Origin of the sequence: Tessaracoccus lapidicaptus (assembly GCF_001693815.1) — a bacterium.
Taxonomy (GTDB): Bacteria; Actinomycetota; Actinomycetes; order Propionibacteriales; family Propionibacteriaceae; genus Arachnia; species Arachnia lapidicapta.
In genome coordinates this window covers 400864-407560 of the sequence record NZ_MBQD01000011.1, presented here as the reverse complement: position 1 = coordinate 407560, position 6697 = coordinate 400864, and the positions used below count along the sequence as shown (strand labels likewise).

The following is a 6697-nucleotide window of genomic DNA, read 5'->3' as shown; positions in this document are numbered from 1 at the left end:
CGTCCAACGCCGCGCCAAGACCAACCACGTCTACCTCTCCCGCCGGAAGATCAGCGATCCGAAGCGGGCAAACCCAGATGAGTCAACGACTCAAACCAAGCGGGCATCTTGACATGAGGCAACAGGAAACGACGCCCCCGCCGCCACGCTCAGGCGTCGATGCTGCCCCTCAGCCGCGCCACCGCAGCGGCGACGTTGTCGGGGACGTAGTCGCTCACGTCACCGCCGAGGCGGATGACCTGCCTGATGATGGTCGACGACAGCGTCACGTGTCCCTTGGCCGCCGGCAGCAGGACGGTCTCGATGCCGCCCATGGCGTGGTTCATGTGCGCCATCTGCAGCTCGAAGTCGAAGTCCGCGCCGAAGCGCAGGCCCTTGACCACCGCCGGGATCCCTCGGGCGCGGCAGAAGTCGACCAACAGCCCGTCCATCGGTTCCACCGTGATGTGGTCCAGGTCCGCCGTCGCTCCGCGGACGAGGTCCACCCGCTCGTCGAAGCTGAACAGGTAGTCCTTGGTGGAGTTGTTGCCGATCGCGACGACGACCTCGCCGAACAGCGCGTGTGCGCGCCGGATGATGTCGAGGTGGCCGACGGTGATGGGGTCGAACGACCCCGGGCACAGCACTGCCATGACGCTCCTAGTCCACCGCTCCGAAGTAGAGGGTCGTCTCACCGTAGCCGCGGTGCCACGTGTCTGTGAACCGGACGGGCCAGACCGGCTCCCGGTCGCGCGTCGAGCGCTCGACGACGACGAGCCCCCGGTCCGCGAGCGTGTCCGCGGCCAGGCGCTGCAGCAGGGCGTCGACGCGCTCCGTGGGGAGGTCGTAGGGCGGGTCCAGGAAGATGAGGTCGAAGCGACGGCCCGGTTCGGCGGCCACCGATTCGGCGCGCGCGGCCCGCACCTCGACCGCCAGCCCGGTGGCGGCGGCGTTCTCGCGGATGATCCTGGCCGTCGGGCGATCCGCCTCCACGAGCACGACGGGCGCGGCCCCGCGGCTGGCCGCCTCGAGGCCGACCGCGCCGGAACCGGCGTAGAGGTCCAGCACCGAGAAGCCGGCGAGCTGCTCGGCGGGGTCGGCGTCCGCGGCGTCGAACCAGCTGGCGAGCGCCGAGAACAGGGCCTCGCGCGTGCGGTCCGTCGTGGGCCGGGTCGCCGAACCCTTGGGGGTGAGAAGCCGGTGCCCCTTGGCGCGCCCGGCGATGATGCGGCTCATGACTTCTCCATCCATTCGCCGGCCGCGAGCTGGTCCGCCTTCGCCATGAGGTCAGCCAGGAGCGGATCTGCGGCGGCGCGCTCGTCCGCGAGCACCCGCTCCGCCAGCACCTTCGCGCGACCGATCACCTCGGCGTCGTCCAGCGCCCGCAGCAGCTTGAGGGTGCCGCCGCCGGACTGCGCGGCGCCGAGCACGTCGCCCTCACGCCGGATCCGCAGGTCGAGCTCGGCGAGCTCGAAGCCGTCGGTGGTGTCCGCCAGGGCCCTGAGGCGGGCGTCGGCGTCGCTGTCCTCCCCCGGCGCCGCCAGCAGCAGGCAGAGTCCCGCGTGCCCCCCTCGCCCGATGCGGCCGCGCAGCTGGTGGAGCTGCGACAGACCGAAGCGGTCGGCGTCCAGCACCACCATGACCGACGCGTTGGGGACGTCGACGCCGACCTCGATGACGGTGGTGGCGACCAGCACGTCGAGCGCGCCCGCGGCGAAGGCCGTCATCGCCTCGTCGCGATCCTGTGCCGGCTGCCGGCCGTGGACGACGCCGACCCGCAGGCCCGCGAGCGGCCCGGAAGCCAGGTGCGGGGCCACCTCCTCGACGGCGGCCCCGCCGCCCTTCCCGTCTGCGGCCGCGTCCTTCGCCGAGATGGCGGGGCACACGACGAATGCCTGCCGCCCGGCGGCGACCTCCTCGCGGATGCGCTGCCAGGCCCGTTCGACCCAGTGCGGCGTGGCGGCGGTGTCCACGAACACCGTCTGCACCGGCGCCCGTCCGGCGGGACGCTCCCGCAGCTCGCTGACCTCGAGGTCCCCGAACACGGTCATCGCGATGGACCTGGGGATGGGCGTGGCGGTCATGATGAGCGTGTGCGGCCGGGCGGAGGCCTTCGCCGCGAGCGCGGCCCGCTGCTCGACACCGAATCGGTGCTGCTCGTCGATGACGACCAGCCCGAGGTCGAAGAACTCCACCGGGTCGCTCAGGAGCGCATGCGTCCCGATCACGATGCCGGCCTCGCCCGTGACGATGTCGTTGAGGGTGGACCGCTTCGCGGCCGCGGAGCGGCTCCCGGTCAGCAGCACGACGCCCGTGGCGTCCGGGTGTGCGCCGAGCTGCCGGCCCTGGCCGAGGTCGCCCAGCAGCTGGGTGATGGTGCGGTGGTGCTGCTTCGCCAGGACCTCGGTGGGTGCCAGCAGCACGGCCTGCCCCCCGGCGTCGACGGTCGCGAGCATCGCCCGGAGCGCGACGATCGTCTTACCGGAGCCCACCTCCCCCTGCAGCAGGCGGTGCATGGGTGACGTGCCGGCCAGCTCCTCGAACAGCGTCTCCCCCACGGCGCGCTGCCCGGCGGTGAGCGTGAAGGGCAGGCGCTCGTCGAAGGCGTCGAGCAGGCCCCCGGAGCGTCTGGGGCGCGGGACCGCCGGCTGGGCCGCCGCGTCCCGGCGCCTGGCGGCCATAGCCAGTTGGATCCCGAACGCCTCGTCGAAACGCAGCCGCGCCTGCCCGTGCTCGGCCTGCGTGACCTCCACCGGCTCGTGCACGGCCGTGAGCGCCTCCGCGAACGGCAGCACGCCCGCCTCCTCGACGATCCACCGCGGGAGTGTGTCGCCCTCGAGCGAGGGCAGCACCAACTGCACGGATTCGGCGATCGTCCAGGTCGGCAGGTTGGACGTGGCCGGGTACAGGCCGATGAGGGTGGCCCGCTGGACACTGCGTTCCATGGCCGCGCGCTTCTCGGCGTTCTTCCCACCCGTGATGCGGGCCCCGTCGAGCATGACGAAGTCGGGGTGGGTGAGTTGGAGCGTCTCCTTGAACATGCCGACGCGCCCGATGAAAATGCCGCGGCGGCCGCGTTGGAGCATCCGCTCCCAGCCCTCGAGGATCCTGCGGCGCTTCGCGAACAGCGTGATCGACAACGGCGTCCCGGAGCCGTCGCTGAGGGACGCCTGGACCCGCCCGGTGTCGCCGGCCCAGTGCAGCTGTGAGCGCTCGACCCGGGCGATGACGGCGACGTCCTCCCCCACGCGCAGGGTGGAGAAGTCCGACATCCCCGTCCCCGAGATGTAGCGGCGGGGCACGTGCCGGACCAGGTCGTCCACCGTGGTGATGCCGAGCTTCGCGAACTCGCCGGCGGTCTTCGCGCCGAGCACGTCGACGAGGCGGCGGCCGAGTTCCCGGTAGATGGGGGTGCGCCAGCTGGACATGCGTCCGACCCTACCGGCCCGCTCCGACACGCCGCCGAGCCACTCCGCCGGGACAACGCAACCGGCGGCCCGCAGATGCGGACCGCCGGTTGGGCATGGACTAGCTCAGCGCGAGACCTTGCCGGCCTTCAGGCAGGAGGTGCACACGTTCACGCGCTGCGCCGCGCCGTTGACCACAGCGCGGACCCGCTGGATGTTGGGGTTCCAGCGGCGGTTGGTCTTCTTCTTCGACCAAGGAACGTTGTGACCGAAGCCGGGTCCCTTGGCGCAGACATCACACTTGGCGGCCACTGGAATCTCCTTGTTGTCGGTGCCAGGCGACGGCCTGGTTTGATGTTCGTGTTCGGGTGCCCGCGGGGGCAGGCAACCGCACAATGTTAACCCGCCCCCGCGGGATTGGCCAAATGGAGGCCTACTTCTTGCCCCTGCGGCGGGGCTTGCGCTCCCCGCCGTCGGACGGGGACTGCGAGTCCACCGGCTCCTCGAAGCGGACGTAGCCCGCGCCGTGGCAGTGCTCGCACTGTTCGGTGAACGCCTCCTGAAGGCCCGTGCCGATCCGCTTGCGCGTCAGCTGGACGAGCCCGAGGCTGGTCACCTCGGCGACCTGGTGGCGGGTGCGGTCCCGGCCGAGGCACTCGACGAGTCGCCGCAGCAGCAGGTCGCGGTTGCTGGGCAGGACCATGTCGATGAAGTCGATCACGATGATGCCGCCCAGGTCGCGCAGACGCAGCTGCCGGACGATCTCCTCCGCCGCTTCGAGGTTGTTGCTGGTCACGGTCGCCTCGAGGTTGCCCCCGGAACCCGTGAACCGCCCGGTGTTGACGTCGATGACCGTCATGGCCTCGGTGCGGTCGATCACCAGCGATCCGCCCGAGGGCAGGTAGACCTTCCGGTCCAGCGCCTTGGCGATCTGCTCGTCGATCTTGAACTGCGCGAACACGTCGGAGTCGTCGCCGTCAGCCTGGAACCGGGACACGCGGTCGGCCAGGTGCGGGGCGACGTGGCCGACGTAGGCCGAGATCGCGTCGTAGGCGTCCTCCGGGCCACCGTTGCCCTGCACGACGAGCTGGGCGAAATCCTCGGTGAAGAGGTCGCGGACGATGCGCAGCGTCAGGTCCGGCTCACTGTAGAGCGCCTGCGGGGCGCTGCCCTGCTTCGACTTCTTCTCGATGACCTCCCACTGGGCCTTGAGCCGGTTGACGTCGCGCACCAGTTCCTCTTCGCTCACGCCCTCCGCCGCGGTCCGCACGATGACGGACTCCTCGTCGGAGATGAGCGTGGCGAGGATGCCGCGCAGCCGGGCACGCTCCGTGTCGGGGAGCTTGCGGGAGATGCCGGAGAGGTGGCCGCCCGGCGAGTAGACGATGTAGCGGCCGGGCAGCGAGATGTGCCCGGTGAGGCGGGCGCCCTTGGCCCCGACCGGGTCCTTGGTCACCTGCACCAGGACGCTCTGACCGGACTTGAGCACGTTCTCGACCTTGCGGTTCTCGCCGGTCACCCCGAACAGCGCCCAGTCCACCTCGCCGGCGTACAGGACGGCGTTGCGGCCGCGGCCGATGTCGATGAACGCGGCCTCCATGCTCGGCAGGACGTTCTGGACGCGGCCGATGTAGATGTTGCCGATCAGTGACGTGGCGGAGGCCTTGTCGACGTAGTGCTCGACGAGGATGTTGTCCTCGACGACGGCCAGCTGCGTGTAGTCCTCCGCCTGCCGGATGACCAGGCGACGGTCGACCGACTCGCGGCGGGCGAGGAACTCGGCCTCGCTGAGGATCGGCGCGCGGCGGCGCCCGGCGGCGCGGGACTCCTTGCGGCGCTGCCGCTTGGCCTCCATGCGGGTGGAACCCTCGATGCCGGTGACCTCGTCGTCGATGGACGACGCGTCGCCCGCGTCACCGCGGCGGCGACGGCGGCGGCGACGGCGGGTGCTGCCGGACTCGTCGGTCTCGGTCTCGGACTCGGACTCGCCTTCGGCGCCCTCCGACTCGGGGCTCTCGTCGGCGTCGGACTCGGCGCCCGTCTCGTCGGACTCGGCGCCCGTCTCGTCGGACTCGTCGCGCGAGCCGACGCGGCGGCGACGGCGACCGCCGCGGCGACGGCGACGGCGACGGGTCTCGCCACCCTCGGCGTCCACGTCCTCCTCGTCGGAGGCCACGTCCTCGTCGATGTCGTCGTCGGCGTCCGCGACATCGTCAGCGGCTTCTGGCTGATCGGCGATGCCGGCCAGGTCCTCGGTCTGCTCCTCCTCGGCGACCACCTCGTCCTCCGGGCCGGCCGCGATGGCTCCGGCCAGATCGGCGAGCTGCTGGTCGCGTGCCGAGGCGGTGAGGAACGGATCGCTCAGCACGGCCCGCCGCGCTTCTGCGACCTCTTCGGCCGCGCGCAGGGCCGCTGCGATCGGGTCCTCGTCGGTCTCCGCGGGCGCCTGCGGCGGCGCCGTGGGGCGGGTGGCGCGGCGGCGGCGCGACGGCGCGGGCGTCGTGACGGCCTCGTCGACGACGGGCGCGGGCGTCGCGTCCTGCAGCTGATGCAGGGCGCGGTCGGCGGCGGCGGCCGGGTCCGCGTCGGCGGGGGGCGCGGCCTCGGCGGGCGCGGCGTCGGATGCGGGGGCCTCCTGCGAGGCCGCGGGGCGGTCCGCCTCTGCCGGAGGTGGGGTGCGGCGCGTCGCGCGCCGGCGGGTGGGCGCGGGGGCCTCTGCTGCGGGGGCCTCTGCGGCGGGGGCCGCAGTGGTCGGGGCGATCTCCTCAGGCTGGCCGGGCTCCGGCGCGGACTCGGGGGTGGCCTCGACGGCGCTCGCACCGTCGTGCTCGACCGCCTTGACCCGGCGGCGGCGCGGGGCCGCGGGTTCGCCGGCGGCCTTGGTGGCAGCCCGGCGGCGTCGGGTGGGCGGTGCGGCGTCCTCCTGGGGCGCGGGGGCCTCGGCGGCGACCGGCTCGGCGGCGGGCGCGGTGACCGGCTCGGCGGCGGGCGACGCCTCAGGCGCGGCGGCCTGGGCGGGCTCGGCCGCGGCAGGCGCCGCGGGAGTGGGATCTGAGGGGGCGGGGGTTGCGGGCGGCCCGGCCGGGCGGGAGGCGGCGCGGCGACGGCGCGGCGGCGCGGTGGTGGCGGGGACCTGTTCCTGCGGGCTGACGGGACCGTCGGACATCTCGAGCATGTGGCTCCTTACGCGCGCGACGCGCGGACTGGCACAGACGCGCTGTGCGCTAAGACTGAGGTCCGCCGAGGCAGTGCGAGCAGTCGCGGCAAGTTCTCGCCGCGGTGCAGTCTCGCTGCGTCGGGTGGCACCGGCG

At 72.9% G+C, this 6697-nt stretch carries 5 protein-coding genes; all 5 read right to left on the bottom strand.

Translation table 11 applies throughout. The features are described 5' to 3' along the window. Positions 1-149: 149 nt before the first annotated feature. Entirely contained in the window at positions 150-632 is a 483-nt protein-coding gene (gene coaD, locus BCR15_RS05165; RefSeq protein ID WP_068751056.1) for a pantetheine-phosphate adenylyltransferase, read from the bottom strand. 7 nt (positions 633-639) lie between these two features. Then, positions 640-1215 carry a 16S rRNA (guanine(966)-N(2))-methyltransferase RsmD gene (rsmD, locus tag BCR15_RS05160; protein ID WP_068751054.1) on the bottom strand — a complete coding sequence of 192 codons (576 nt, stop codon included), beginning with the start codon at positions 1213-1215 and terminating at the stop codon, positions 640-642. Next, positions 1212-3407 carry an ATP-dependent DNA helicase RecG gene (locus tag BCR15_RS05155; protein ID WP_068751052.1) on the bottom strand — a complete coding sequence of 732 codons (2196 nt, stop codon included), beginning with the start codon at positions 3405-3407 and terminating at the stop codon, positions 1212-1214. Before BCR15_RS05155 ends, rsmD begins: the two co-directional genes overlap by 4 nt. 105 nt (positions 3408-3512) lie before the next feature. Further along, positions 3513-3698 carry a 50S ribosomal protein L28 gene (gene rpmB / locus BCR15_RS05150; protein WP_068751050.1) on the bottom strand — a complete coding sequence of 62 codons (186 nt, stop codon included), beginning with the start codon at positions 3696-3698 and terminating at the stop codon, positions 3513-3515. A gap of 121 nt (positions 3699-3819) precedes the next feature. Further along, positions 3820-6561: an Rne/Rng family ribonuclease gene (locus tag BCR15_RS05145; protein ID WP_068751048.1), complete on the bottom strand. Its 2742-nt coding sequence runs from the start codon at positions 6559-6561 to the stop codon at positions 3820-3822. Positions 6562-6697 lie beyond the last annotated feature (136 nt).